Raw genomic sequence first — 24,010 nt, 5'->3', positions numbered from 1 at the left:
AGAAATATTGATTCAGCCACTGACAAAATGGTCATCGCCGATGGTAGTGTGGCATTCGCCATGTGGCTCTTTATGAAAGGAACGAGGTCGTCGTCAAGTTTCAATTAGAAAGCCCTGATAGGTGACCCTGTCAGGTTTTTTTTTGGTTCGGAGATTGAAGTTCGGTTGAAATTCAAGACAGTGCATCAAGACCTCATAGAAATAATTATACCGTCCCATAAAGTGTGTCCAAGGGGGATATAAAAGGCGCCCCTCTTTCGTTAAATTCAGTTTTGCATTGTTGGTAACACAACCCACAATCATCGTAGCTGGGAGTTTAAGTTGTGTTTCCTCTATTTCAGAAATGTATATAGAGCGATTTAACCACACGGTTAGATATGATTGATTAAGTTACTATCTGTACAAAGATATTAAAGCACGTCAAGATAAAGCAATGCACTGATTATGGACTTACAATAACGAGCGACCTAACATGGGAATTGGGAGCATAACCTCTGTACAAAATAACATAAATTTTAAAGTCTACACCTGAACTCGATTAAAAATGGGGAGATTACCATAAAACTTAACCTTTATAGAATAGCGTGCTTTTTTTGATCAATGTTTTAATTTTAAGGAATAATAATGCCAGTAGTTTTACAAATGCTGCTTATTGGTTTGGCTATCATAGCTTTATTAGGCGTCGTCTTAGAAGACATAATTCATGTTAATAAGGCCAAAGTGACTCTGTTTTTAGGGACGATATCTTGGCTACTGTTGTTTGCCTTTCATGGTGATGGACCTGATGGTGTTAAGGTCATGGAAGGATTTCAGGAAAATATTTCAGAAATAGCGGGTTTATGGTTATTCCTTGTTGCTGCTATGACTTTTGTGGCCTATTTGAATAAAAAGGGTATGATCGAAAACTTGATCTATTTGTTCTTGCCTAAACGAATCAGTGAAAGAGCCTTGCTGTTTCTAACGGCCATATTTTGTTTTATCTTTTCGTCATTGGCGGACAATATCACGGCGACATTGGTGTCTGTAACACTGATTTTATCGCTTAATTTAAGCAAGAAAAAAATCATTCGGTTTGCGACATTGGTGGTCTTTTCAGTTAACTCGGGTGGGGTTGCGCTTATCACGGGCGATGTAACAACATTAATGATATTCCTTGCTAATAAGGTCAGCATCGTTGATTTGTTATTACTGTCTTTTCCCGCCTTTGTGGCGGTCATGCTTCTGACCTTTATGTTGTCTCGTGGGATGAAAAATGTTGTTGAGGTACAGATTCACAGGACCGATGTCCGTAAAGTCGATATTGCGATTGCTATTGTGTTTTTAAGCACCATCATCGGAACCATTTTTGGTAATGCGCTGTTTAATATTCCTCCTGTACTGACCTTCTTGTTTGGCATGTCCTCCATGTTTTTAATTGCCAGATTTTTCAATGAAGATATCGACGCAGACCCTATTCTAGAGTATATCCGTGTTATCGAGTTTGAAACTCTGTTGTTCTTCCTTGGTATCCTGTTGCTTGTTGGTATGTTGAAAGAAATTGAAGTATTGAATTCACTGGTACAAATGTATGAGGTGTTACCGCCGTTTATGGCAAGTTATTTAATGGGGATTTTATCGGCGGCGATTGATAACGTGCCATTAACTGCTGCGTTATTAAAAGCAGGGATTGTCATGTCTAACGCGGATTGGTTGGCTTTGACTTACGCAGTAGGTGTTGGTGGTTCGCTGCTTATTATTGGTTCTGCGGCTGGTATTGTAGCAATGAGCAAGGTAGATGGATTGACTTTTGGTTCTTACACCCGCTACGGTATAGTTTTGTTAATTGCATACACAGCAGGTTACTCAATTGTTTATTACGTTGCGAGTGTTGCGTTAACTTAACGGTTTCAGCAATAAACAGGTCTAAAAAACCAGAGTTCATATTGAGGTTTTGAACTGGCCCCCAACAATGTGCCTCTGGCTTTTTCTTTTTTACTGTTCTTTTGTTTAGTCTATTTGGAGGAGCTTTGCTTTTTTTAGCGAGTGTATCATTACGATTTTATATCGTTTAAATCCCAATTGTAATCATAGGTTATCTTTCCTGTTATGCTGTCTAATTTCTCTTTAAGTTCTGGTTTTGCATAGTGTTTAAGGTGTTCAACGAGCGCTTTTTCGTTGTTGCCAAAATCTACTTGATACCATGAATAAATACTTGAAAGAGTTAAGCCGTTTTTTGTAACCGACACGCCTCTAGGGTGGTTTACATACTGTTTTGCACCTTCCTCTAAAAGTTTTTCGGTGTTATCTGCTGTGTAGGCTTGGGCGGCTAAGTTAGGACAAGAATACGATGCACAATTTACCGCGTAATGAATGCGGGCATCATTATAAATAGGGCGCAAAATTCTGTGTTCAATGTCGTTTAAAGTGATTTTCTTATCATTAACGGTTAATACTTTGTCATCCCAAGGGCCAAATGAAAAGAACCCTTTTCCTAATTTCGTGATACTTTTTATAGGGTAGTTTTCCAAGATAATATCGACGGTTTTTGCATTATAAAGATTAATCCAATACGCCTTTTGCTGTGCTCTTGTTAAGGCTAAAGGATCAATAGCAACGAGATCGTTTAAATAGCTTTGAAGTACTTTACGATCATTTGGAGACACTGTCGAGTATGAAAAGAAGGTCTGTTCATCTGGGGTAGTAATCACATACTGATCCAGAATGGTTTGCCATTTTGAGTGTGAAACCGTTGATTGGAGTTCGTCAGAAAATGGAAACCAGTATTGATCCAGCTTTTTGGCAGGGGCAGCCCAAAGACTGGACAGAAAAAACGTGTTTAGAATAAGTACTAACAGTAGCTTCATACAATGGCCTTAAGAATATTGAATTGCAAAGTAAGACCGCAAGATTGTATAAAAGTTCATCGCCTTGACTCATTGCTTACACTGAAATCAAGGCAATTTTATTTTAGCTATCTTTGGGTTCTGGAGGTGGGGGTGGTGTTCTCTCTTTTGCTGTGTCCATCAAATCTTGACCTTGGGTTCGATGAATGGGTTGTATCTCATGGTGTAAGGCTGCTTTAGCGATCATATTGGCCGCGACAGGTGCCGTAATGACTAGGAATAAGGTAATTAACCATTCGCTGATGGAGAGGCTTTCCTGGCGATAGGATTGAATAATGCATGATGCTATCAATACTCCTGCAATACCTAAAGTGGTTGCTTTCGTCGGAGCGTGCAAACGCATATACACATCAGGCAAGCGAGCCAAGCCGATAGAGCCAATTAATAAGAATACACCACCGAAAACGAGTACGACGGATGCAATTGCTTCTACAAAAAAGTTCATATGTACCTTCTTATTCTATTATGTCGCCACGAAGTAAGTATTTACACAAAGCGGATGTACTCACAAAACCAAGCATGGCAATGAGTAGGGCCGCTTCAAAGTAAATTGCGTTTTCAATGGCAATGCCATAAAGCAGTATCAATGCGATTCCGTTAATGAACATGGTGTCCAAAGCCAAGATTCGATCTGGTAATTTTGGGCCGACCAGCAATCGATATAAATTCAATATTAATGAGACACATAGAATGAGTCCTACGATTTGAATCGCTAAATCTAGCATCCGAATATCTCCTTCAGTGGCGCTTCATAACGAGATTTTACTTCTTGAATCAAGCCTTCTGCACTTTCTAAATGCAATGCATGAATGTAGAGCCATTTTTGGTCTTCAGATATCTCGGTGCTGACCGTACCTGGTGTAAGCGACACAGTGCTGGCGAGTAAGGTAATCCCAAGTTCAGATTGAATCTCCAACGGTACCGCGACAAAGCCTGGGCGCAACTTTTTCAGTGGCCCAAGTACCAGTAATGCTACAGAAAAATTAGCACTAATAATGTCTCTCAGTACAAGAAAAACATAGGAAATGGCAAGCATTGGTTTTTGTATTCTAGGGCGTTCCGTCGTCATACTGCTAACGACCCAAGGAATGACGATGGCAAATACAGTCGCGAGCAACAAATGCCCTGCGGAGGTACTGTTATTCAATAGCAGCCAAATAGAGAAGAGTAGAAGGCTGTGAAATGGCATTGGAAAAAAGCGAAAGTTAGTCGTTTTCATAGTGAGGCCTCAGATAACAATGGGTACACGGAGACGTCCATATTGTGGAGGTCAGCGGCGGCCTGTACGACGTATTCTGTAACTGGGCCACCAAAGAATACAAGTAAAGGAGCACCTAGTATCAACAACGTAATGGCCGTTATTTCATATGGATGTGCTTTTTCAACAGACGCATTTTTATTGTTTGGCGCTTTCCAGAACAGCTTGGACGTTGCTCTTGAAAAAGCAATAAGTGCAATTAAGCTGCTTATTAGAATAACAGGCCAAATCCATAAACGTGTTGTCATGGAGTCTGCTGAGTTAAGCACCATGATTTTTCCGATAAAACCTGAGAAAGGTGGCATGCCTATAATAGTCAGGGCCAGAATGGCAAAACCAAAGCCGATGAGTTTTGGTTGAGACAAGGCTCTAGAGTTAACTAAACGATCTTCTGCTTGTCCTCTTTGCTTAGCAATCACATCGGCTAATAGAAATAAGCCTGCGGTGACCAAAGTGCTGTGAACTATGTAGTATAACGCACCTGCTGTAGCGAGCTCAGAATGCAATGCCGCTGCGACCAATAAAGTGCCTGCGGATACAATGACGAGATTAGATGTAAGCAGTTTTAATGTGGGACTTGCCAATACGCCTAACGAGCCAATGGATATGGTTAGTAATGCTAAAGGCCACAGCCAGTCGGCGGTAAAGTTTGCTAATTCACCAGCATTGTCACCAAAAATCACAGTAAAAACACGGAAAATACTATAAATGCCCACTTTTGTCATAATGGCGAATAAAGCGGCAACGGGGGCACTGGCAGAAGAGTAGGTCCGTGATAACCAGAATTGTAATGGCAGCATAGCCGACTTAAGTCCGAAGACAATCAGTAATAACAGCGCACCAATTTTTGCTATGATGGTTTCACTTTCTGGAAGTAAGCCTATCTTAATCGCCATATCCGCAATGTTTAATGTACCTAATGTGCCATATAAAATCCCTAACCCGAATAAAAATAAACTCGATCCAAGAAGGTTGATTATCACATAATGGACGGCGGCTTGTGTTTTGTTCTTACCTCCAGAGTGAACCAACAAAGCATAAGAGGCAATCAGCAAAACTTCAAAGAAAACAAAGAGGTTAAATAAATCACCCGTTAAGAAAGCCCCGTTTATACCCATAATTTGGAACAAAAATAAAGGATGGAAAAACTCACCTCCTTTATCGTGATCGGCACAGGCGTAAATCATACAGGTTAGGGCAAGAAAGCAAGTAAGCAAAACCAATAACGACGACAGTCTATCGGCAACAAGAACAATACCAAATGGTGGCGACCATCCACCAAGTATATAGAGTTGAGAGCCTTCGTTAATAACAGTAAAGACTTGTATAGCCGCGATAATCGTCAGAATGAGCAAGGTACTTACGGAAGCAATACGTAGCCAATCAATTCTGGATGATAGCGGCGGCAACAGCATAGCTGATGCAACAAGTAAGGGCAGTAAAATAGGAAGAATAGTCCAATGTTGCATTTAGTTTCTTTCCCCTTTTTTATTAGGTGTCATCGTGGCGGCGACTTCATTTGGGTCTTTACCATCAACGTGGTCGTTACCCAAATCTGCTCGGGCTCTCATGGCTAGAATAACGACAAACGCAGTCATTGCGAAACCGATAACAATAGCGGTAAGTACCAATGCCTGTGGCAGAGGATCAGCGTAGATTTCAGACTCGCCCAGTATGACGGCATTATTTATTGAAAGACGTCCACTGGCAAAAAGAAACAAATTCACCGAATAAGACAGCATAGTGAGTCCTAGAACAACGGAAAATGTACGTCCACGCAGTGTTAAGAAAATACCGCAGGCCGTTAGAATACCAACACAAAAAGCGTAAATGCCTTCCATTTATTCTTCCTCCTTTTGAATAGGGCGCTCATTTGTTGTTAATTTGCCAAGATTGGCCAAAATAAGCATGGTTGCACCGATAACGGTAAGATACACGCCTAGATCAAATACCATAGCACTGGCCAACTCAAACTTTCCGACAACAGGCCAGTAGAAGTAGTCAAACCAAGATGTTAAGAAGGGTCGGCCAAAGAACCAGCTGCCAACACCTGTTAATGCAGCAATCGCAATGCCACTACCAATTAAAATTTGATAATCAATTTTGACTCGATGCTTCATCCAGTCCACACCATGGGCAATGTATTGTTGAATAAGAGCAACTGACGTAATTAAGCCTGCAATAAAACCACCACCCGGCATATTATGACCTCGTAAGAAAATAAACGCGGACACTAACAAGGCAATAGGTAATAGGCTTTGCGAGAGTACGGCTAACATCATAGGGTGCGCGTCATTTGACCAAGGGCGGCCTTTGTAATCACCGCTTGGCATAAAGAGTTTCATGCGGGAGATCAGTTTATAAATACCCAGCGCCGCAATACCTAATACTGTAATTTCTCCTAATGTATCAAAACCACGGAAGTCGACTAAGATGACGTTGACAACATTTGTACCACCGCCTCCAGTCTTACTGTTAGCAATAAAGAAATCTGAGATGCTGTTTAATGGGCGGGTAAGGATTGCATAACAAATGGTACCGATCAAGCCACCAATCACAGCAGCAATGCTCAAATCGCGAATGACGCGTCTTGGGTTTGATTGTTTTTGTGCTTTTTGCGGTAAGAAGAACAAAGACAGCATCAATAAGACAACGGTTACGACCTCAACGGACAATTGAGTAAGTGCAAGATCGGGTGCTGAGAATCGAGCAAAGGTTAACGAAACAATGAAACCGACAATAGACAAGAAGATCAATGCGAGCATTCGATGACGATGACAAATCACGGTTGTTAAAGCGCCGATGACTAATAAAATGGCCGCTGTGACATCCACTAAATTGTATGGCAATTCAGATCGTGTCCCTAAGGTCGCACTTAAATCCATAAGTGGCGCTGCCATCATAATGACAGCCAAACTGATGAGTAAATAGCTATACCGTTGTAATGAGCCGTTTTCTAAGAAATTAAGCACTGTTGTCGCGCGTTGAATGATATTTTGTACGATATCTTCAAAGATCTGCTTCGCATCAGGTTCGGAGAAATTGGCTTGGAAGGCAAAAAGTGGCTTTCTATAAAGATAGATGATTACCCCGCCAGCTGTCGCCACAAAGCTCATTAATAATGGATAGTTGAAACCATGCCAAATGGCAAGGCTGTATTCGGGAACTGCTCCATGTATCGCGGCTGAAGAAGCCGCATATAGCAGATCGCCAACAATAAAGCCAGGAAAGATTCCTACTAATAAACACAAAGCTACTAATATTTCGACAGGTACTCGCATGTATCTTGGTGCTTCATGAGGTGTTTTTGGCAAATTGATTGGCTCGCCGTTAAAGAAGACATCATGAATAAAGCGGGTAGAATAGGCAACGGCAAAAACGGCACCGATGGTTGCTAATACAGGGATCATCCAAGAAATTGAACCAAGTGCCTCTTGGTGGAGCGTCTCTGTGAAGAACATTTCTTTTGATAAGAAGCCGTTAAGCAAAGGTACCCCTGCCATGGAAGACGCTGCGACCATCGCGAGTGTTGCCGTATGAGGCATGTATTTCCACAAGCCGTTCAACTGGCGCATGTCTCTTGAGCCTGTTTCATGATCAATAATGCCCGCAGCCATGAAAAGTGATGCTTTAAACGTAGCATGATTAATAATGTGGAACAGTGCCGCAACGGTAGATAGTCGTGTATCCAAGCCTAAAAGCAAGGTAATGAGGCCAAGGTGGCTGATTGTGGAATAGGCAAGTAAGCCTTTCAAATCATGTTTAAATAAGGCGATATACGCGCCCAATAATAACGTACTTAGCCCTGTTAAGCTGACGATTAAAAACCATAGATCGGTGTTTGCTAAGACTGGATGCATGCGCGCCAATAAGAATATACCTGCTTTTACCATTGTTGCGGAATGTAAGTAGGCGCTTACTGGTGTTGGCGCTGCCATTGCGTGTGGTAACCAAAAATGGAATGGAAATTGAGCGGATTTGGTGAATGCACCCAATAAAAATAACACAAGAATAACAGGGTAAGCGCTGTGCGCTCGTATTAGGTCACCGCTGTCTAGAATGACTTGCAATGAGTAACTGTCAACGACGTTACTCAAAATGATAATGCCCGCAAGCAGCGCTAGACCACCAGCCCCTGTTACAGTGAGGGCCATACGAGCGCCTTTACGAGCCTCGGATTTATGTCCCCAAAAGCTGATCAGTAAAAAAGAGCTGATGCTGGTTAATTCCCAAAACATCCACATTTGTAATAGATTGTCAGATAACACCACGCCTAACATGGAGAACATAAACAGCATTAGAAAGGAGTAGAACTTACCTATCGAGTCTTGTTCCGATAAGTAATATCGAGCATATAAAATAATCAGTAGGCCAATGCCTAGAATCAAAATGGCAAATAAGAGGGATAAACCGTCTAGGCGAAACGCAATATCAAGGCCCAGTTGAGGAATCCACTGAGCAATAGCGTAATGATTCTCGCCATTAAGAACATCTGGTGTCATTTCTAGGACAAGTAGTAAGCCAATAAAAGGGAGTATGGCTGTGAATGATGCACAAACGTTACGATGGTAACGTGCAGTAAGAAGAGGAACTAAACTACCAAGTAATGGCAGTAAAGGAAGCCAGAGTAAGGTATTCAACTGTGATGCTCCTGCGTTAAAAATGACAAACTGATTTTAGTTTCTATGAATCAAAAATAACGAATCAAAACTATCTAAAAGATAACCAAATAAATAAGTTATGCAATTAAGACAATATATTAGAAAGTGGTCGTGTATCCCCGACACCTGAATAGCCATTATTAATGCTTGCTAAAGGAACTTCAAGGTTTTGTCACTTTTGCTAGAAAATAAGCTCTATCATAAGGTGTTATGCCTTCTTTTTGTTCAAAAGCTAGTCAACGAGCAGAAGCGTGTTCGTTTTATAGCGATTTAATAAGAATACCTCGTTAACATCAGTGACGTATTCTTACTGAGAGCATTAAATGAAAGAGGGCTTTTGTCACTAAGCCTTAACCAGCGTTTTAAACGCCTCATCGGTGGTAAAGAAAATGTGGCCAGGCTTAAGATCTCGAACAAATTGGGAATTTTCTAATTGATCCATCACAGGGCCTTTTACCTCAGCTAAATGCAGTTGAATGTTTAGATCCTTAAATTTACTGATCATATTATCCAGTGCATCAACCGCGGTGGTATCAACAAAACTGACAGAACTGAAAATCAACACCAGATGACGGGTGGCGGGTCGTTGGTAGCAGGCTTCAAAGACAAAGTTTTCAATACATTGGACGTTTGAGAAATAAATACTTTCATCCACTCGAACCGCTAATAAATGCTCATTAACCACCACGTCGTATCGTTCAATGTTTCGAAAATGCTCACTGTCTCCAACTCGTCCGACAATTGCGATATGAGGGTGGCTTGCACGGTGAATAATCAAAATGACAGAACCAATGATGCCAACACAAATTCCAATCTCAATGCCGAAGATCAATACCGTAATAAAGGTCGCTAAAAGGCTGTAAGCGTCTGCTTTGTTCAATGTCCAGCAGCGCTTAATTTGATAAATTTCAATTAGTGAACTGACCGACATAATAACGATGGCCCCTAAAACCACTAAAGGTAAAAAATAAAACAAAGGGGTTAGGAAAAGTAGCGTTAGTAAAACACCGAATGCACAAATCATACTGGCAATGGTTGTTTCGGCTCCTGCGCTGTGATTGACGGCAGAACGGCTCATGCTTGCAGCTAAAGAAAACGTCCCGCTAAAAGCAGCCCCTAAATTAGCAGCACCTAATGCTAGCAATTCTTGGTTGGCATCAATACGTTCTTTGCGTTTGCTAGCAAGACTGGTACCAACAGTAATACTGGTCACAAAGCACATTAAAGCAATGAGGAAAGAAGGCAGCGCGATGCTTTTCCATAAAGCCAGATCGATAGGAACGAATGCTAAAGAAGGTAATTCATTAGGAATAAGGCCCACAATGGCGATATTGGCGGTTTCGTGTAATTTAAAGACCCCCACTAAAATAGCTGCAATGGCAACAACGAACATAGGCCCTGCTTTGCTAATGGCTTGATCTAACCAAGCAGGCAGAGACAGTTTCTTCACCAATTTAGGAAAGTGCCCTTTGAAATACCACAAGCCGACGCAAGCAAGTATGCCCGCTACTAAAGTATTGTAGTTAATGTCGTTAATATGTGTTCCAAGTTGCCACAAGGTTTCATCAAAGCTTAAGCCTGAGGCAACAGGGATGCCTAAAATATGCTTTAATTGGCTGGTTGTTATAATAATGGCTGATGCACTGGTAAAACCACTGACAACGGGCATACTAATAAAATTGGTAATGCTGCCTAAGCGAAACACCCTCATCGCGATCAAAAACAAGCCGGATAAAAAAGAGATGTTAACGGCATAATGTAGGTATTCTGCATCAGACTGCGGATTTAATGCACCAATTGAGCTGGCCACCATGATAGATATTAACGCAGCAGGCCCGACGGACAAGCTGCGACTGCTGCCTAGCAATGCGTATAAAAGTGTCGGTAAAATGGCGCAATACAAACCGTACTCCGCTGGAACGCCAGCAAGCAAAGCATAGGCCATGCCTTGCGGAATCATAACAATTGTGGCAATAATTCCAGCAATGAAATCATTAACCATTGACGTTTTAGTATAGGATTTTAGCCAATGTTGAAGTGGCAATACGTTGTTTGGTTGCATGGCAGTCTGCTTGTGTTAATGATAAAAGGGATAGGAAGCTGGATTGCTAAACTACCATAAGAGAAGCGGTTATACTCTCTCTTATTACTAAAATGAATATCGATATTACTAATTTGACTTATTGGGAGAGTGTATACAATGAAAACACGAATTAGTGTTGTTCCTACAAAATGGCGATGTCTTTTAAGTGCCAATTTGTTGTTATTAAGTGTGACGACACTTGCTGGAGAAGCCGATGTTGTAAAGGTGAATGTCAATTGCTCTGATACTACATGCAGTATGCAAACAACCGTTTTACATCAAGACAGTGGTTGGGAGCATTATGCAGATCGGTGGGAGGTTCTCAATGAGCAGGGTGACATCATTGCGACACGGGTGTTATTGCATCCCCATGAAAACGAGCAACCTTTCACACGGGGGATGCAATTTAAAAAGCCGAAAAATTCGCCGACGGTTCAAGTTCGAGCACACGATTCAGTGCATGGGTACGGAGGCAAAAGTATCACGGTGAGTTTACCGTAAACTGTATGAATTCGCAGGGTGATGAAAGAGATGAATGTTCTAAAGTCATGTTTGCCCGCGGCTTTCAGTTTATCAAAAGGCTCACACTCATAATTAGAACCCATGCAGCAGTCAAACAAATACGAAAATTTTTCATCATATTTTCTCCAAGAGCAGATGGATAAATAAACTGAAAAAGCTCCTAAGTCTATCTTGAATTAGGCTGTAAGTTAACGGAACTAAGGCGACAAGACACCTTGATTATTAGCTCGGATAATCTCTATCAAGACTGTGCAAGACTTTGTTACATTAGGTTGCTCTACTTTACCCCTCCTAGGATCAGTTTTTGCTAAATTGTACTAATTGGTTTTATTAAGTTTGTTTTAAGTTCCTATCAAGCAGACGTAGAAAATCAATAATACAGCTCATATACAATCTGCTTTCATAGCAGCTGATGATAAAAAAAATAACAAGGGTTACTATCATGAAAAAACTTGCATTAAGTTTAACTGCCGTTGCAATCTCAATCTCCGCAGCAACAACACACGCTGGTGAAGTTGAAGTTCTACACTGGTGGACATCTGGCGGTGAAGCCGCATCCATCAATGTATTAAAAGGTTTGATGGAAGAAGAAGGCCACACTTGGAAAGATTTTGCTGTTGCGGGTGGCGCCGGTGAATCAGCAATGACCGTCTTAAAGTCGCGTGCCATTTCAGGTAACCCACCTGCTGGAGCCCAAATTAAGGGACCAACGATTCAAGAGTGGGGTGACCTTGGTTTCCTATCTAATCTTGATGACGTTGCTAAACAAGGCGAATGGGATTCAGTTTTACCTCAAGTAGTTAGTAATACAATGAAACACGAAGGACATTACGTGGCAGCGCCTGTCAATGTTCACCGTGTAAACTGGTTGTGGGCTAACCCAGAAGTATTCCGTAAGTCAGGCGCAAGCATCCCTTCAACGTGGAAGCAATTCATTACCGAAGCAGATAAAATTAAAGCTGCAGGTTTCACACCTCTTGCTCATGGTGGTCAAGCATGGCAAGACGCCACATTATTTGAAGCCATTGCATTAGAAAAAGGCTCGGAATTCTATTACAACGCCTTTGTTGCTTTATCTGATGACACATTGCGCAGCGATGACATGGTTGACGTTTTCCGCACATTCAAAAAAACGCGTGACTACGTCGATACAGGATTCTCAGGACGTGATTGGAACATCGCTACGTCAATGGTTATTAATGGCGATGCTGCAATGCAAATCATGGGAGATTGGGCAAAGGGCGAATTCACGGCTGCTGGCAAAAAAGCCGGCATTGATTACGTTTGCTTCCCCGCACCGGGCACCAGTGATATGTTTACCTTTAACATTGATAGCTTAGCGATGTTTAAAGTAAAAGGTACAGACAATCAAAAAGCTCAACAAGATTTGGCTCGTTTGATTTTAGAGCCTGAATTCCAAGAAACATTTAATCTAAACAAGGGTTCTATCCCTGCTCGCTTGAATATGTCTCGTGAGAAGTTTGATTCCTGCGCTCATTCTTCTATGGATTCTTTCCTAGCCAGCTCCTCTACAGGCAACTTACTGCCAAGTATGGCTCACGGCATGGCCGCATCTTCTATGGTTCAAGGCGCAATTTATGATGTGGTAACAAACTACTTCAATAATGAGTCTATGACAGCCGAAGAAGCTGTTGATAAATTGGCTCGTGCAGTGAAAGCAAGTATGTAATTGTTCTTCGAGGCTAGCCTCCTATAGACAGCGCTAGCCTCCTTTTTTCTGTCCTGATTGAAAGCCTAATACTATGAAAACAAACGCCATTAATTCTGAGCCAAACAAGGCTCAGGCAGGCCGCCCTGCACGCTTAACATTAGCCGATTGGATGCCCAAAATAGTCATGGCACCGACAGTTATTGTTACTCTGGTTTGCATGTATGGATACATGATTTGGACGGCTGTCCTCTCTATGACCAACTCACGTATGTTGCCCTCTTATGATTTTGTTGGATTAAGCCAATATGAGCGCTTATTCAATAACGATCGCTGGATTGTCGCATTAACAAACCTCGGTGTTTTTGGAGGGTTGTTCATCTTAATTTGCCTATTGTTGGGTGTGATTCTTGCTATTTTTCTAGACCAAAAAATTCGCGCAGAAGGCGCTATCCGTACCATTTATCTTTATCCAATGGCCATCTCTTTTATTGTCACGGGTACCGCTTGGAAATGGCTATTAAACCCAACCAATGGTTTTGAAAAACTCATGATCGACATGGGCTTTACCGATTTCACATTTGACTGGCTCGTTAATCCAGACAAAGTTGTTTATTGCTTGGTTATCGCCGCTGTTTGGCAAGCCTCTGGCTTTGTTATGGCGCTCTTTTTAGCTGGCCTTAGAGGTGTTGATGGGGATTTAATTAAAGCCGCTCAACTTGATGGGGCCAATACCTTTACAACGTATAGACGCATTATTTTACCGTCATTAAAACCTGTTTTTTTCAGTGCGATGGTGATTTTGTCCCACATTGCGATTAAGAGTTTTGATTTGGTTGCCGCCTTAACCAATGGTGGCCCTGGTTATTCTTCGGATTTACCGGCTAACTTTATGTATGCGCACACTTTCACCCGTAGCCAAATCGGCTTAGGTTCCGCATCGGCCATGGTTATGTTGGGTTGTGTGCTTGCTATACTCGTTCCTTATCTCTATTCCGAACTACGAGGAGAGCGCCATGAGTAATATTCAAGCCATTCGTCGTAAAACAACCTCTGTTGAAAAGCTACTACGTGTTGCTTTATATCTGGTACTCATCAGTGCCGCTACAATTTATTTATTACCTTTTATTGTCATGTTGATTACATCTTTAAAAGATGTAGAAGAAATTCGCTCAGGCACCTTGCTGTCTTTACCTTCAAGTTTGCACTTTGATTCTTGGAGCAAAGCATGGTCTTCCGCCTGTACGGGCAGCACCTGTGAAGGCATTTCACCATTCTTCTTGAACTCGTTTCAAATCGTGATTCCAGCGGTGATTATTTCTACCATACTGGGAGCCATTAACGGCTATGTCATTTCCATGTGGAAGTTTCGTGGCAGTGATTTGTTTTTTGCGGCCTTATTGATTGGCTGCTTTATTCCGTTTCAAGTGATTCTATTACCAATGGCAAGAACACTGGGCTGGCTTGGCATTGCGAATACCACCAGCGGTTTGGTCTTTGTGCATGTGGTGTATGGTGTGGCTTTCACCACGCTTTTCTTCCGTAACTTTTATCAATCCGTACCCAGCGAATTGGTCAAAGCTGCTCGTTTAGATGGTGCAGGCTTCTTCACTATTTTCTACCGTATTATTTTGCCTATCTCGACGCCTATTATTGTCGTGACGGTCATTTGGCAATTTACTCAAATTTGGAATGACTTTCTCTTCGGCGTGGCGTTCTCCGGCTTCGATACACAACCTGTTACCGTTGCCTTGAACAACCTAGTTAATACCAGTTTTGGCGGAAAAGAATACAATGTGGATATGGCCGCTGCGATTATGGCTGCCTTACCAACACTGATTGTGTATGTATTGGCTGGTAAATATTTCGTCCGTGGCTTAACCGCTGGCGCAGTCAAAGGCTAATCCCTGATATTTAAAATAACACAACATATTGAGAAAAACAGTCGTCCGCTTAGACACGGTTCAACGATAAAAAGCGGGCGCACTGATCCCACATTCGGAGTTTAGAACATGGCAAATTTAGTCATCGACAATGTCGTAAAGCGTTACGGTCAAACTGAAGTATTAAAAGGTATTAACATCGCAATTGAAGCAGGCGAGTTCCTCATTTTGGTTGGCCCATCAGGTTGTGGTAAATCTACTCTAATGAATGCCATCGCAGGATTAGAAGACGTTACCGAGGGCCGCATTTTAATTGATAATAATGACGTAACCTACGCAAACCCTAAAGATCGTGACATCGCAATGGTGTTCCAATCGTACGCTCTTTATCCAAATATGACAGTGGGACAAAACATATCCTTCGGTTTAGAAATGCGTAAAGTGCCCAAAGAAGATCGTGATATCGAAGTAGAACGCGTTGCCGATATGTTGCAAATCACCCATCTGTTGCATCGTAAACCCGCACAGCTTTCAGGCGGTCAACGACAGCGTGTGGCCATGGGGCGTGCGTTGGCTCGTCGCCCTCAGTTGTATTTATTTGATGAACCACTGTCTAACTTGGATGCAAAACTACGAGTAGAAATGCGTACTGAAATTAAAAAGCTGCATCAAAAACTGGGCACCACAATTGTCTATGTAACCCATGATCAAATCGAAGCCATGACACTGGCCGACCGCATTGCGGTAATGAAAGACGGAGAAGTGCAACAACTGGGTACACCACAAGAGATCTATGACAATCCGACCAATTTATTTGTTGCAGGTTTTATGGGGTCTCCAGCGATGAACTTCATTCCAACCAAAGTCATAGAGACAGACAACGGTTTCATGTTAGAAATTAATGCAACACAAAAAACCCTATTACCCTTCCCTCGTCAAGATTGTCTAAAAAACTACGCAGGGCAAACCATTATGTTGGGATTGCGTCCTGAAATGATCACCGAGCCTCAAGCCCATAAAAATGGAGATGCTTTTGTGGTTACGACTGAAATAGAAGTTGAAGTCACCGAACCCATGGGCGCGGATACCATGATCATCACTCGTATTGAAGGCAATGAGATCAACTGTCGTTCACATCCAGCCTATGCAGCTAAACCGGGTGAACATCTTAAGATGATGTTTGATATGTCAAAAGCCGTTGCCTTTGATCAAAAAACAGGTGCCCGTATTGATGTTTAGCAAAACGCGATCAATTTGCTGACGGGCTAACAAAATACACATGCCCCATGGCGTATTTTTTTAGTGGCGCTCTATTTCTGCGACTGCGTTATACGTAGTGGCATTTAACCAACCTCCGGGTTGGTTTTTTTTATTGAAATATACGTACAGACGATCATCATGCAACGCTATTTATCCCCACCCTGTGTGTCTTTTACACTCAGTTTTAAACTAGCAAAAGAGCCAAAAACCTATTAGTATCGAATCCTCTTCTTCATTAATAAATGGGTTCAAAACTTAAGCGAAAGTGATGAAAATACTGACGAACATATGCTCAGACGATCTACAGAAAAGTAAAGCGTTCAAAGCAAGAAAGCCAGATTACGCTGTGAAGGCAATCTGGCTTTTTTAATCTACGAAAAAAAGTGGTCTGCCCTTTTTAGCTCGTTTTTTAACACAGAGCGTATTAACTCGCGTGGCTTGAAAGCGTTTTTAATAATTCATCCATTCTATAAGACAATTCGTCATTGCGTAACATGCTCATGTTTTCGTTAAATGCCTCGTGAAAGCTTGGAATAGACAAGGATCCTACAACGGCCGCACCGAAACGAGGCAGTGATTTTTCCGCTATCTCAAGTGCACTTTTACCACCACGCCCACCTGGAGAGGTGGATAACAACAGCGTCGGCTTATTCTGGAATATCTTCTGTTCAATACGAGAAGCCCAATCAAAAAGATTCTTAAATGCCGCGCTATAATTGCCATTGTGTTCCGCAAAAGAAACAATCACCACATCCGCTGCTTGGATTTTATCTAACAAAGCCTGAGCTTTAGGGTGAGCTTTACTCCCTGTTGATTGCTCTAGCTCTTGTTCTTTTTGTGAGGTAAATAAAGGCAGATCAAAATCGTCTGCTTCCAATGTGGACAATTCTATCGGGGTAGAACAGGGCAGTTTGTTGGCGGCAAAAACAGCCAGTTTCTGATTAATTGAGGTATCACTACCACTGGCACCAAAAGCAAATACTTTCATCGAGGTCTTCTCCATTACAAATAATGTATAAAATAAAGCGGCACAAGAAAAAGCCATGCCATTGCTTCCAGAGTATACAAATCTGTTGCTTTTAGCCACGCAGCTGCCTATTCTTATTTCGATACGAATGCTTATTTCTATACAAATGAATAAGGTGATATATGCAAATCAATGGATCCGCTTTCCAGAATGGCGTAACAGGCTTTCAGACTAGCCAAAACAATTTAAGCCAAGCAAGCCGTAATGTTGCTCATGCATCCACAACCGATGCGAGTAAAGCGGGTTCATCGGCTATCCAAGATGGGTTAGTGGACGCGACGACCAGCAAGCTCGAAGCCCAAGCGAATGCCAAGGTATTAGAAACGGCCAATAAAACCCTCGGATCTATTATCGATATTACCGCGTAACCCTACCAACCTCATGTTACAACCTGTGGCAAACATCGGTTTGCTACCGATATGCACATACATCAACAGTGATACATAAAGAATGTGACACGCTGCTTATAAGTGATCACGAAAGGCAATAAACCATTATGAATACCAAACTGTACAAGTCTGTCCATAACCTTGCAGAAAAGCTCCTGATCGCGGCGAATAAAAAAGATCAGAAAAAATTCGATACCCTCTATACTGAGCTTAAGGCGATTTGCATCGACAACGAAAACACCAATAAAGACCATCCGGTACAATGGGAAACATTGGCGGATTTCACTGAGGAGCTAGAAGAGGCAATTGCAGGCTATGAAAAAGCACTAGCGAAAGCCATCGCGATTAATTCGAAAGATTATATTGCATCAATTGCCTTTTCCATGGCCACCTTGCAACTTGAATTAGGTCAGAAAGATGAGGCACTCAAAAGCCTTCAAACCGCAAAAACAAATGCTAACAAAAACGAAGATAAAGAGTTCCAATTAGAAATAAACGCACTGCTGAAAACGCTCGTCTAAAATTGATTCCAATGCGTTTGTAACCATTTTAAGGCATCCACTTGAGTTACGATTTCTTTAGGTAACTCTTTGTGAATGATTTCGGCAACTTTTACTAAGGTTTTTTTAAGTTTGAGGCGCTTTACTCTGGAGAAGCGCGTAATTAAATAATGCACTTCAGAAGCTTCATTTCGGTTAAAAGGCGTCTTATCTGGCGCACCGGATACTCTCGCATCATCACTGGGTATCTGAGTCATCAGGTAATGGATATTGTTCGGTAAATCTGTCACTTTGAAAGGTTTCAACGGTGTCTCTGCTATTAGCTAAATCTGTTGTATGGGAAATAAATCATAGTTTGGCAATGATTAGCAGTTTACGCTATTTTCCGCCACGGCGCTTGATTGTTTCCTCGATAATAGAACGCAAAAATGTGCGAGAAATACAGCCAAACCTGCACATTCCATCCTTAAAATTCTTAATTGGTACGAATAGATATTCAACGAAGTAACAAACTGGGAAGCGGCTTCCAAAGGCTATTTTTATGAATTTGTTTGGTTAATAATCACTCCATCGAAACGCAACAGCGCTTCACTTTTTATACATTTTGGAGATTTATTATGAACACATTTACTAAAGCATCTTTGGCTCTTTTGGCTTCTTCTGTTATCGCGACGTCTGCTTTTGCAGCAGGTTCTACTGGTGAAACAGCATACGAAGATTACCGTACCAACGTTTCAAGCGTTGAAGCTTTATCTAACACTTTAGAGTCTAAAGGCATTGAGTTTAACGCTGATGTGAACCTTCAAGGCGCGAATACGTTCTCTAAGAAAGCCGATGCTTACAGCGACAAGTATGAAGAACTACAAACCATCTTCAATGCGGCTCACTTCGCGAACTAAGTTCGAGCAGCACGGTTTGATCTATTGAAAAGCTCTCCCTCTTTTCTAAGGTTCCTTTTTAGCCAGATTGTCTTTTGACAGTCTGGCTTTTTTATCTAACGTCTCTATCTTGCCACCACATCAAACAAAAACTTTCGCTTTCGCAAAAACTCAATGAGCTAAAGTACAAAAAACCTTCGTCTTTTCTGCTTGCGTCACTGGCGTCGTCTGCTCAGAAAAAACAAAGGCTTTTTATCTGACTGAGCATTTTTATAAAAGCTAACTTTTTGAAGTTATTGAACTAAATACATGAGTGCCTTATATGTTCGGCAGTGAAGTCTGAGGGGTCTTGCTTGCCAAATGCTTAGAATTCGAGTAAAAGTATAAGAAGGCAATACGTAAAATATAAAAAGCACGAAGGTTTTTAAAAAGTGGCCTTCGAAGGGTTCAAAAAACACCGCGATATAAACAGGGACGTCACCAACCTTGAAAAAGCAAATTCCCTATAGATAACGCGGCCGTTCAACAGACGGTTATAACAATGGCTGCGCCACTGTATAACCGCTTAGTAGTTATAAGCCTCGACTAATCTTGAGTTAAATTCAATAATGGAGTACAAAAATTGAAAGGATATTTAATATTAGATTTCTCTATAAAGGATTTTAGCCTTTTTAAAGAGTATATCGATAAAATCCCTGCATTTATTAAAAAACATGGTGGTAGATACGTTGTTCAAGGTGTCGAACCTGAAGTCATGGAAGGTGATTGGAAGCCTGAAAGAATTGTAGTATTGGAGTTTCCTAATAAAGAAATTGCGAAAGGCTTTTTAGAAGACCCTGAAGCACAATTTTTATTTTCTATTCGGCACAATACTACTGAAAGTAAGTTAATTTTAGTGGAAGGCTGTTTTTAGTCTGTAAATCAAGCTTATAACAAGGCATTGCAGTAAGACAAATTACAGTTTGCTCGTACCCATTCTTCGTGCAGTTCAGCAAACCATAATTTTTCACTTAGCAAAGCGTTAGCAATATACTCACAATTCAATCAGGGAATTAAACTTGCAAAATACCGATCTCTATAACATTTTAGATGATGAATTAAGCAAGATCGTTGAAAGTTTTAGTGAAGAGTTAAATTTAAAAGAATATATAAGCCACTCATACGCTTAATCTAATGATTTCAAATGGTTAGCTCTAACCAAACTATTCAATCAAACAAAAAGTCTTTGTTTTTCTGCGCTGACGACGACAGTGACACAAGCAGAAAACGCGAATGGACTGATTCCTTATGACTATCTGGTAACATTGTTCGAAGAGATCCCCAAACGAAATCACGATGACACCTTAAGGACCTACTCCCGTGGAATAGTAAACGCTAAGAGATAAGCAAGGTGTGGTTGCCCGTACGCTTATAATTTTAGTGGATAACCCAAAGTACTTGTATGTACCCAATTAACGCTTAATACAGAAGATGAAATGTGTGTAAAATGCCGTTAAAAATGCACATTCCATCTTTAAAATTCTTAATTGGTACGAATAGATATTCAACGAAGTAACAAACTGGGAAGTGGCTCCCAAAGGTTATTTTTATGTCTCCGCTTAGTGAATAATCTCTCCATCGAAACGCAACAGCGATTCATTTTTTTATACATTTTGGAGATTTATTATGAACACATTGACTAAAGCATCTTTGGCTCTTTTGGCTTCTTCTGTTATCGCGACGTCTGCTTTTGCAGCAGGTTCTACTGGTGAAACGTCTTACGAAGATTACCGCACAAACGTTTCCAGTGTTGAAGCATTGTCTAACACATTAGAATCTAAAGGCATTGAGTTTAACGCTGATGTGAACCTTCAAGGCGCGAACACATTCGCTAAGAAAGCCGACGCTTACAGCGACAAGTACCAAGAATTGCAAACGATTTTTAATGCCGCTCACTTCGCTAATTAATAGCAACATCTGAGCAATCAGTTAAAAATCGAGTTACCCTTCTAAAAATCAGATTTCTAAAAGGAATCTGATTTTTTTTATGTCTAGTATTTGTCTTTTAGACGCGATCTAAAAACGACTTGATGTAATATATCCCTCTACTTTAGGCTGCCAAAAAAGAGATAACCAACTGTAATATTTCTATCACATAAAGACTTTAAGGTATTTTTTATACTTCGCTTGTTATAAAGTATTTTTAAACGGTTGTTTACGTTTTTATTAAACAGTATTTATTTTGATAGCTAATAGCTAATAGCTAAAGGAAATGTCTAATGTTGAAATCCAGTTTCGCAGTAGCCACCATTGCCTCGTTAGGCCTAGTTGGTTGTGCATCTATTCCAGGCTCGACAAACCCTCTTGATCTAAAAATCGTACATATTAATGACCACCATTCACATTTAACGCCTGATAAAGGAGTCGATTTGAAATTAGGTGGTGATAAAACTCGTGTTGCTGTTGGTGGTTTTCCATCTGTCGTAACAAAGATAAATGAATTGACGTCTACTCATGGACCGGTTATTAAAGTTCACGCGGGTGACGCCATTACAGGGGATTTATTTTATACCCTATTTAAAGGTAAAGCAGATGCCGCTCTGATGAACGAAGTCTGTTTTGATGTCTTCACACTGGGTAATCATGAATTTGATGCGGGTGATGCGGGTTTAGTCACATTCCTTGATTGGCTAAAAGAAGATCCTACGTGTAGCACAGATGTTATTTCTGCCAATGTTAAGCCTGAAATAGGTGTATCGCCTTTAACCATGAAAGGTGCAGATGATTACTTTACGCCTTATACCATTAAACACTTTAACGGTGAAAAAGTCGGCTTTATCGGTATTGATATTGCGAACAAAACCAAGAACTCATCAAGTCCAGACGCCACTACGGTCTTTTTAGATGAAGCCGAAACAGCACAAAAATACATCAATGAATTGGAAAGTATGGGCATCAATAAAATTGTGCTTGTGACTCATTACCAATATGAAAATGACTTAAAACTCGCCGCCAAGTTAGAAGGCGCAGACGTGATTATCGGTGGTGATTCACACACACTTTTAGGCGATTTTGATGGTTTAGCGTTAGATTCTGCAGGGCCTTACCCAACAAAAGTAACCGGTGCTGATGGTAACACAGTCTGTGTTGCTCAAGCTTGGCAATACTCGGCTGTTGTTGGTGAATTGGATGTTAGTTGGGACAATCAAGGTGTCGTAACAAGCTGTATTGGTACCCCTCATGTTTTACTGGCGGACAGTTTCAAACGCAAAAACTCTGATGGCAAACGTGTTGAGTTAACCGGTTCTGATCGCGATGCGGTTTACCGCGACATTGCTAAGATCAAAGAATTCAGCATTGTCGAAGGCGATGCAAAAGCGTCTGAAACCTTAGCTGGATTCTCTGCTCAAGTAGATCAGATGAAAGGTCAAGAAATTGGTCAATCTGCCTCAAACTTATGCTTAGAGCGTATTCCAGGTCAAGGCCGTTCTAAGTTATGCGATCGCTCCATGACGGCAAGCCACGGTGCCGACATTACCAATATTGTTGCCAAAGCCTTCCGTGATATGAGTAAAACATCTGATATTGCGATTCAAAATGGTGGCGGTGTGCGTGTTGATATTGCTGAAGGCAAATTAACAATCGGGGATGCTTACACATTACTACCATTTGCTAACACCATTGTTGAGCTGGACATGACAGGCGCTGAAATTCACACCGTTCTAGAAGAAGCATTAGATTATGCAATGTCGGAAGGTGGTTCAACAGGTGCTTACCCATATGCGGCGGGCTTACGTTGGAAAGTGGATGCATCAAAAGCAAAAGGCCAACGCTTTTATGACATTGAAGTTATGAGGAAAGGTGAAAGCTGGAAAACCATCGATATGTCAGCTTCTTACAAAGTAGCAACAAACAACTATATCGCTGGCGGTAAAGACGGTTACTTGACCTTTGCGGATGTTTTAAAAGATGGTCGAGTACTGGATACGTATCTAGATTATGCTCAAAGCTTTGTGGATTATGTATCCAAAGTAGGCACAATTGATAAGCTACCTTTAGATGAATACTCTACGCAGTCATTCATTAATAAAGAAGGTGTACAGCAATAATTGTTGCATCACGTTTCTCTAGAGAGTAGCAAAAAATAAAACTGAGCCCATATTATTGGGCTCACTTTTTATCTTTATTAGGGTTTTCGACCGTGAGAACTCTCTCTCAATAGTAAAGATCCTTCTTTGTTGTCAGTCTCTCTAAACCGTCATCTGTTTTCTATCTCTGTGTTTTCAAGGGTCATCCATCGGTTTTTAATCGAGTTCAGGCGTAGACTTTAAAGTTTGTGTTAAACGCCTTTTTTGCAATCGCTTCCTGTATACTTCCCGCTTTCTTCTCTTGCTTTTTTGTATAACGCGAGATTAAGGTATACGAGTATAAGTCAGCGTCCACGTTAATGGCTTCGGTAATTTACTCGATTCTAATGTTGCGGAATATTCCAGCTCATTTTCATTACGCATTGTCCATTCGTTGGTACGCTTACCTCGGTCTGATTCAAGAACCACAACAACGCGCTCCCTTGCGTGTTCTAACGTACCCAAGACCTCTCGGCCATCATCCGTGAGGATTTTGCTTTTATTCGCCGATAGTACCAGCTCAGACGCTTTTTTATCGCCACATTGCCAGATGAAATGAGTATCATCACTAGACAAAGCCCACGTCTCACAGATTTTCGCTTCTTTTTCCAAAACAGGTCGTGCTAATGCGCGAATAAAGAAGTTAATCTTCTTCACCGATTCTTCTACGGCCATATCCAATTTTGCTTGGGTATTCGCTTTATCTTGCAGATACCATGTCCCTTCGATTGGGCTAGCTGCCCAAGTATGGCAAGCAAACATCAATGCACTGCCTATTACTAACGATTTTTTCACAGCGTAACCTCTATTATTTTTATTGTCAGAGTTTATTTTTAGCTTTGACATACCCAAATTGCAATAATTAAATTACGTAAAATAACCAATTCAAATA

23 protein-coding genes are annotated in these 24,010 nt (G+C 41.2%); 12 read left to right on the top strand and 11 right to left on the bottom strand.

All coding sequences use genetic code 11. The annotated features are described in order from the left end of the window. The first annotated feature begins 624 nt into the window (after positions 1-624). Positions 625-1,881 (top strand): sodium:proton antiporter NhaD, encoded by a 1,257-nt coding sequence (gene nhaD, locus ACMUMJ_RS12140; protein WP_414679114.1) that lies wholly within the window; start codon positions 625-627, stop codon positions 1,879-1,881. A 149-nt stretch (positions 1,882-2,030) separates the two neighbouring features. On the opposite strand, the gene ACMUMJ_RS12135 is transcribed toward nhaD, so the two are convergent. From ACMUMJ_RS12135 to sulP, 8 genes are all read right to left on the bottom strand, one after another. Continuing rightward, a complete protein-coding gene (locus tag ACMUMJ_RS12135) occupies positions 2,031-2,843 on the bottom strand; it encodes a DUF547 domain-containing protein (RefSeq protein ID WP_414679113.1) in 813 nt (270 codons plus the stop codon). Positions 2,844-2,946: 103 nt separating this feature from the next. Further along, positions 2,947-3,327, bottom strand: a complete 381-nt coding sequence (locus tag ACMUMJ_RS12130; RefSeq protein WP_414679112.1) for a Na+/H+ antiporter subunit G — start codon at positions 3,325-3,327, stop codon at positions 2,947-2,949. 10 nt (positions 3,328-3,337) lie between these two features. Further along, on the bottom strand, positions 3,338-3,607 hold the full coding sequence (locus ACMUMJ_RS12125; protein ID WP_414679111.1) for a K+/H+ antiporter subunit F: 270 nt from the start codon (positions 3,605-3,607) through the stop codon (positions 3,338-3,340). Then, positions 3,601-4,101: a Na+/H+ antiporter subunit E gene (locus ACMUMJ_RS12120; protein WP_414679110.1), complete on the bottom strand. Its 501-nt coding sequence runs from the start codon at positions 4,099-4,101 to the stop codon at positions 3,601-3,603. Before ACMUMJ_RS12120 ends, ACMUMJ_RS12125 begins: the two co-directional genes overlap by 7 nt. Continuing rightward, positions 4,098-5,609, bottom strand: a complete 1,512-nt coding sequence (locus tag ACMUMJ_RS12115; protein ID WP_414679109.1) for a monovalent cation/H+ antiporter subunit D — start codon at positions 5,607-5,609, stop codon at positions 4,098-4,100. The genes ACMUMJ_RS12120 and ACMUMJ_RS12115 overlap by 4 nt, the downstream gene beginning before the upstream one ends. Next, complete coding sequence (locus tag ACMUMJ_RS12110; RefSeq protein WP_414679108.1) at positions 5,610-5,981, bottom strand: Na+/H+ antiporter subunit C; 372 nt, start codon at positions 5,979-5,981, stop codon at positions 5,610-5,612. Then, positions 5,982-8,780, bottom strand: coding sequence for a monovalent cation/H+ antiporter subunit A (locus ACMUMJ_RS12105; RefSeq protein ID WP_414679107.1), 2,799 nt, complete (start codon positions 8,778-8,780; stop codon positions 5,982-5,984). Positions 8,781-9,144: 364 nt separating this feature from the next. Continuing rightward, the gene (sulP, locus tag ACMUMJ_RS12100) at positions 9,145-10,863 is read right to left on the bottom strand and encodes a SulP family inorganic anion transporter (protein WP_414679106.1); all 1,719 of its coding nucleotides are present in this window, start codon (positions 10,861-10,863) and stop codon (positions 9,145-9,147) included. Positions 10,864-11,001: 138 nt separating this feature from the next. Between sulP and ACMUMJ_RS12095 the strand changes: the two genes are divergently transcribed. From ACMUMJ_RS12095 to ACMUMJ_RS12075, 5 genes are all read left to right on the top strand, one after another. Further along, a complete protein-coding gene (locus ACMUMJ_RS12095; protein WP_414679105.1) occupies positions 11,002-11,385 on the top strand; it encodes a hypothetical protein in 384 nt (127 codons plus the stop codon). A gap of 463 nt (positions 11,386-11,848) precedes the next feature. Beyond that, positions 11,849-13,096 carry an ABC transporter substrate-binding protein gene (locus ACMUMJ_RS12090; RefSeq protein ID WP_414679104.1) on the top strand — a complete coding sequence of 416 codons (1,248 nt, stop codon included), beginning with the start codon at positions 11,849-11,851 and terminating at the stop codon, positions 13,094-13,096. 73 nt (positions 13,097-13,169) lie between these two features. Continuing rightward, on the top strand, positions 13,170-14,099 hold the full coding sequence (locus tag ACMUMJ_RS12085) for a carbohydrate ABC transporter permease (protein WP_414679103.1): 930 nt from the start codon (positions 13,170-13,172) through the stop codon (positions 14,097-14,099). Continuing rightward, complete coding sequence (locus ACMUMJ_RS12080; protein ID WP_414679102.1) at positions 14,092-14,979, top strand: carbohydrate ABC transporter permease; 888 nt, start codon at positions 14,092-14,094, stop codon at positions 14,977-14,979. Before ACMUMJ_RS12085 ends, ACMUMJ_RS12080 begins: the two co-directional genes overlap by 8 nt. 108 nt (positions 14,980-15,087) lie before the next feature. Beyond that, the gene (locus tag ACMUMJ_RS12075; RefSeq protein WP_414679101.1) at positions 15,088-16,197 is read left to right on the top strand and encodes an ABC transporter ATP-binding protein; all 1,110 of its coding nucleotides are present in this window, start codon (positions 15,088-15,090) and stop codon (positions 16,195-16,197) included. A 445-nt stretch (positions 16,198-16,642) separates the two neighbouring features. Here the strand turns inward: ACMUMJ_RS12075 and ACMUMJ_RS12070 are convergent, their stop codons facing one another. After that, complete coding sequence (locus tag ACMUMJ_RS12070; RefSeq protein ID WP_414679100.1) at positions 16,643-17,206, bottom strand: NADPH-dependent FMN reductase; 564 nt, start codon at positions 17,204-17,206, stop codon at positions 16,643-16,645. A gap of 161 nt (positions 17,207-17,367) precedes the next feature. On the opposite strand from ACMUMJ_RS12070, the gene ACMUMJ_RS12065 reads away from it, so the two are divergent. Next, positions 17,368-17,613 (top strand): hypothetical protein, encoded by a 246-nt coding sequence (locus ACMUMJ_RS12065; protein WP_414679099.1) that lies wholly within the window; start codon positions 17,368-17,370, stop codon positions 17,611-17,613. A 125-nt stretch (positions 17,614-17,738) separates the two neighbouring features. Then, positions 17,739-18,155, top strand: coding sequence for a tetratricopeptide repeat protein (locus ACMUMJ_RS12060; RefSeq protein WP_414679115.1), 417 nt, complete (start codon positions 17,739-17,741; stop codon positions 18,153-18,155). Here ACMUMJ_RS12060 and ACMUMJ_RS12055 read toward each other — a convergent pair. Then, the gene (locus tag ACMUMJ_RS12055; protein ID WP_414679098.1) at positions 18,152-18,439 is read right to left on the bottom strand and encodes a hypothetical protein; all 288 of its coding nucleotides are present in this window, start codon (positions 18,437-18,439) and stop codon (positions 18,152-18,154) included. The genes ACMUMJ_RS12060 and ACMUMJ_RS12055 overlap by 4 nt on opposite strands. Positions 18,440-18,751: 312 nt before the next feature. Here ACMUMJ_RS12055 and ACMUMJ_RS12050 point away from each other — a divergent pair, with 312 nt between their 5' ends. From ACMUMJ_RS12050 to nadN, 4 genes are all read left to right on the top strand, one after another. Then, positions 18,752-19,033 (top strand): hypothetical protein, encoded by a 282-nt coding sequence (locus tag ACMUMJ_RS12050; RefSeq protein ID WP_414679097.1) that lies wholly within the window; start codon positions 18,752-18,754, stop codon positions 19,031-19,033. Between the two features lie 601 nt (positions 19,034-19,634). After that, entirely contained in the window at positions 19,635-19,925 is a 291-nt protein-coding gene (locus ACMUMJ_RS12045; RefSeq protein ID WP_414679096.1) for a DUF1330 domain-containing protein, read from the top strand. 752 nt (positions 19,926-20,677) lie between these two features. After that, positions 20,678-20,959 carry a hypothetical protein gene (locus tag ACMUMJ_RS12040; protein WP_414679095.1) on the top strand — a complete coding sequence of 94 codons (282 nt, stop codon included), beginning with the start codon at positions 20,678-20,680 and terminating at the stop codon, positions 20,957-20,959. Positions 20,960-21,270: 311 nt separating this feature from the next. Beyond that, on the top strand, positions 21,271-23,100 hold the full coding sequence (gene nadN, locus ACMUMJ_RS12035; RefSeq protein ID WP_414679094.1) for an NAD nucleotidase: 1,830 nt from the start codon (positions 21,271-21,273) through the stop codon (positions 23,098-23,100). Positions 23,101-23,403: 303 nt separating this feature from the next. Here nadN and ACMUMJ_RS12030 read toward each other — a convergent pair whose 3' ends face one another. Beyond that, complete coding sequence (locus ACMUMJ_RS12030; protein WP_414679093.1) at positions 23,404-23,913, bottom strand: hypothetical protein; 510 nt, start codon at positions 23,911-23,913, stop codon at positions 23,404-23,406. Positions 23,914-24,010 lie beyond the last annotated feature (97 nt).

Source organism: Marinomonas phycocola, assembly GCF_047525455.1.
Classification (GTDB): Bacteria; Pseudomonadota; Gammaproteobacteria; order Pseudomonadales; family Marinomonadaceae; genus Marinomonas.
This window is presented reverse-complemented; position numbering and strand designations above follow the sequence as displayed.

Bases quoted from the DNA above. Each gene is read 5' to 3' on its own strand.
- ACMUMJ_RS12075 (WP_414679101.1), top strand. From the start codon at position 15,088: ATGGCAAATTTAGTCATCGACAATGTCGTAAAGCGTTACGGTCAAACT.
- ACMUMJ_RS12095 (WP_414679105.1), top strand. From the start codon at position 11,002: ATGAAAACACGAATTAGTGTTGTTCCTACAAAATGGCGATGTCTTTTA.
- ACMUMJ_RS12130 (WP_414679112.1), bottom strand. From the start codon at position 3,327: ATGAACTTTTTTGTAGAAGCAATTGCATCCGTCGTACTCGTTTTCGGT.
- nadN (WP_414679094.1), top strand. From the start codon at position 21,271: ATGTTGAAATCCAGTTTCGCAGTAGCCACCATTGCCTCGTTAGGCCTA.
- sulP (WP_414679106.1), bottom strand. From the start codon at position 10,863: ATGCAACCAAACAACGTATTGCCACTTCAACATTGGCTAAAATCCTAT.
- ACMUMJ_RS12065 (WP_414679099.1), top strand. From the start codon at position 17,368: ATGCAAATCAATGGATCCGCTTTCCAGAATGGCGTAACAGGCTTTCAG.
- ACMUMJ_RS12120 (WP_414679110.1), bottom strand. From the start codon at position 4,101: ATGAAAACGACTAACTTTCGCTTTTTTCCAATGCCATTTCACAGCCTT.
- ACMUMJ_RS12090 (WP_414679104.1), top strand. From the start codon at position 11,849: ATGAAAAAACTTGCATTAAGTTTAACTGCCGTTGCAATCTCAATCTCC.
- nhaD (WP_414679114.1), top strand. From the start codon at position 625: ATGCCAGTAGTTTTACAAATGCTGCTTATTGGTTTGGCTATCATAGCT.
- ACMUMJ_RS12085 (WP_414679103.1), top strand. From the start codon at position 13,170: ATGAAAACAAACGCCATTAATTCTGAGCCAAACAAGGCTCAGGCAGGC.
- ACMUMJ_RS12115 (WP_414679109.1), bottom strand. From the start codon at position 5,609: ATGCAACATTGGACTATTCTTCCTATTTTACTGCCCTTACTTGTTGCA.
- ACMUMJ_RS12135 (WP_414679113.1), bottom strand. From the start codon at position 2,843: ATGAAGCTACTGTTAGTACTTATTCTAAACACGTTTTTTCTGTCCAGT.
- ACMUMJ_RS12070 (WP_414679100.1), bottom strand. From the start codon at position 17,206: ATGAAAGTATTTGCTTTTGGTGCCAGTGGTAGTGATACCTCAATTAAT.
- ACMUMJ_RS12110 (WP_414679108.1), bottom strand. From the start codon at position 5,981: ATGGAAGGCATTTACGCTTTTTGTGTTGGTATTCTAACGGCCTGCGGT.
- ACMUMJ_RS12080 (WP_414679102.1), top strand. From the start codon at position 14,092: ATGAGTAATATTCAAGCCATTCGTCGTAAAACAACCTCTGTTGAAAAG.
- ACMUMJ_RS12125 (WP_414679111.1), bottom strand. From the start codon at position 3,607: ATGCTAGATTTAGCGATTCAAATCGTAGGACTCATTCTATGTGTCTCA.
- ACMUMJ_RS12040 (WP_414679095.1), top strand. From the start codon at position 20,678: ATGAACACATTGACTAAAGCATCTTTGGCTCTTTTGGCTTCTTCTGTT.
- ACMUMJ_RS12050 (WP_414679097.1), top strand. From the start codon at position 18,752: ATGAACACATTTACTAAAGCATCTTTGGCTCTTTTGGCTTCTTCTGTT.